General features: G+C 69.9%; 3 protein-coding genes and 1 pseudogene. 2 read left to right on the forward strand and 2 right to left on the reverse strand.

Annotated elements, in window-relative coordinates; translation table 11 throughout:
* Together AB0M20_RS36190 and AB0M20_RS36195 are read right to left on the reverse strand one after the other, a co-directional pair.
* Positions 1-245 (reverse strand): hypothetical protein (locus AB0M20_RS36190; RefSeq protein WP_364305131.1); only part of this gene is annotated, 245 nt, incomplete at its 3' end.
* Positions 238-1,083 carry a hypothetical protein gene (locus AB0M20_RS36195; protein ID WP_364305132.1) on the reverse strand — a complete coding sequence of 282 codons (846 nt, stop codon included), beginning with the start codon at positions 1,081-1,083 and terminating at the stop codon, positions 238-240. The genes AB0M20_RS36190 and AB0M20_RS36195, both read right to left, overlap by 8 nt.
* 191 nt (positions 1,084-1,274) lie before the next feature.
* Between AB0M20_RS36195 and AB0M20_RS36200 the strand changes: the two genes are divergently transcribed.
* Both AB0M20_RS36200 and AB0M20_RS36205 read left to right on the forward strand, forming a co-directional pair.
* Positions 1,275-2,399, forward strand: a complete 1,125-nt coding sequence (locus AB0M20_RS36200; protein ID WP_364305134.1) for a ScyD/ScyE family protein — start codon at positions 1,275-1,277, stop codon at positions 2,397-2,399.
* Positions 2,400-2,461: 62 nt separating this feature from the next.
* Positions 2,462-2,802 (forward strand): annotated as a pseudogene (locus tag AB0M20_RS36205) (winged helix-turn-helix domain-containing protein); the annotation flags it as partial.

Genomic DNA, 2,802 nt, shown 5'->3' on the forward strand with positions numbered 1-2,802 from the left:
ACGAAGGCCAGCACGCAGTATCCGACGGTCCGGCGGATCGGCCGGACCGGGAGCACGGCGGTGGCCCGGGCGATGTCCGCGGGCCGCCACACGTAACGGGTCGCGACCCAGGTCGCCACCGCGACCGACAGCATCGCCGCGAAGAAGTTGATCCGCAGACCGGTGATCTGCTCGACGATCCACAACAGCCAGGGCAGCCCGAAGGCGATGCCGAGGAACACCGCGACGTCGCGCCGCTCACCCATGGCGGTGGTGCTTCTTCACATAGGTGTAGCCGGGCGCCAGCTCGCTCTCCGCCGCCTGATCGTGCAGGGCGCGCTGCCGCTCCGAGGGCCGTGCTCCCGGCGGCAGCTTGCGCACGAACCCGTTCACCCAGTGCTCCCGCCGCTCGCTCTTGTCCGGATCAAGATCGTCCGGGTACGTGCCCTCCTCGACCAGCGGCGCGTAGAACAGCATGTCCGCCGCCTTCTGACCGTGCACCGCCGGATACGACGGATAGCCGGCCGAGTCGACGCTGCCCGGCACCCGGGTCAGATAGCCCTCCCGGATGAGCTGGTCCAGGGCGTTGCGCAGCAGAAACGTACCCTTGGCGCCGCGACCGAGCCCGCAGTGCCCGGCCAGGGCCGCCTCGGCCAGCACCGCACTGCCGTCGTCGAAGACCCGGCCCTGCTTGCGGACCGCCTGCAGGACCCGCCCGTGGTTCGACCCGCCGGCGTCGAACTCCCGGGTGACCACCCTCGGGTCGTACTCGTGGAAGTAGCCGGCGCCGTCGACGGTCAGTGGCTCGTCGAGCGGCACGGTGCGCACCAGCACCTCGTCCCCGCCGTCGAAGGAAACGGTGACCAGCACCCCCGGCCGCACGTCCGGCGGCCACGTGATGCCGCCGAACTGCCACTCGACGTCCTGCCGCAGCGAGGTCTCGTAGCTCCTGGTCAGCGGGACGAGGCCGAACTCGCGGTGCTCGAGCACGAGGATGATCCGGTCGCGCTCGAGCAGCGTCTCGACGCACTCCTCGGGAACGGCGCAGACCTCGCCGTCGAGGTCGGCCCGCCACAGCGCGAACCGCCGGGCCACCTTCTTCACGGCCCAGACGTTACCGGCACCGCAGGGCCGGGTGGCGATGGTGCCGGCTCGATCGTGCCTTCCTAAGCCACCGAACGGTGGGTTGTTATCCCGCAGGGCCGCTTTCTAGGTTGAGATCGCAGAATCGGCTGAAGAGAAGGTGAAAGGAGCGTAGGAATCCCCTGGAAATCGCACTCTCTGTCGGAGGACGGATGAAACTTCACCATGCAGCAAAAGCGTTGGCCGTCATCGGCACGAGCGCGTTGACCGTGCTGGCGAGCGCGCCGGCACACGCCTCTGCCGGACATTCCCGAAATCCGGTCTCAACCATCGCGACCGGGCTGGAGGGACCATTCGGCCTCGACATTCTGTCCTCGAAGCGTGCCCTCGTCGCCGAGAGCGGCACCGCACCCAACACGGGCCAGGTCACCTCGGTCGACCTGCGGACCGGCGCGCGACGGACGCTCATCTCCGGACTGACCAGCCCGGCCGGGGTCGCATCCGACGGCCACCGGATCTACGTGGTGCTGGGCGGTGGCGGCGGGCCGGGCGAGGGACCGCCCCCGCCCCCGTCGAAATATCCCGCGTCGTCACTTCTGGTGGCCGACAAGAACGGGAAGCACGTTCGGGTTCTCGCCAACCTGGAGAAGTACGAACTGAAGCACAACCCGGACCGCCAGGTGCAATTCGACCCGGTGACCGGAGCGCCTTACGACGCATTGTCCAATCCGTTCAGCATGGTGTGGTCGAAATGGGGGCTGCTGATCGCGGACGGCGGCGCCAACGACGTGCTGCGGGTGAATCCGCGCACCGGGCGGGTGTCGACGTTCTTCGTGCCGCCGAACCCGCGCACCCCGGCTTGTCTGGCCGAGGGCGCGCAGGCGAACCCGGGCACGGTCGGTTGTGACTCCGTGCCCACCGGCGTCGCGGTGCACGGCAAGCACGTGTACGTGTCCACGCTCGGCGCCGAGTCACCCGGCGCGGCGGTCGTCTACAAGCTCGACGGCCGTTCCGGGCGGGTGCTGCAGAAGTGGCGCGGATTCACGTCGCTGACCGGCGTCGCCGTGTCGCCCCGGGGCACCATCTACGCCTCCGAGGTCCTCTTCGGAGCTCCGGCGGGCGAGGGTCCCCCGCCGCCGGGCTTCGATCCGTCCTCGGTGGGCCGGCTCACCCGGATCAGTCACGGCGGGGTGACGCACGCGGCGGTCACCATGCCGACCGGCATCGAGTTCGCCAACGGCAAGCTCTACGCGACGTCGTGGAGCATCGCCGGCCTGTTCCTCGGAATCCCGAAGGCGGGCAGGCTCGTCTCGGTGAGCGACCGGGCCTTCCACTAGCACTCACATCGGCACGACGGGTGGTCCCCGGGTCCCGCCGACCCGGGGATTAACCTTGCCGCATGGCGCACCAGCTCACGCGGACCGACGCGCGGCGGATCGCGGTCCGCGCCCAGCTGCTCGACCACCCGCGGCCCGCCGATCTGATGACGGTGGTACGGCACCTCGCGTTTCTGCAGTTCGACCAGACCGCGGCGGTCGCGCCGAGCGCGGACGTGGTGCTGTGGAGCCGGCTCGGTTCGTCGTACGCGCCGGAGGAGCTGGCCGGGCTGCTGAAGGATCAGAGTCTGATCGAGCTGCACGGCCTGATCCGCCCGGCGGAGGACATCGCGCTGTTCCGCGCCGACATGGCCGACTGGCCGGGCCGCGGCGAGGTGAAGGAGTGGCAGGCCGCGGTGGAGGA

It is taken from the genome of Actinoplanes sp. NPDC051633 (assembly GCF_040681735.1).
Classification (GTDB): Bacteria; Actinomycetota; Actinomycetes; order Mycobacteriales; family Micromonosporaceae; genus Actinoplanes.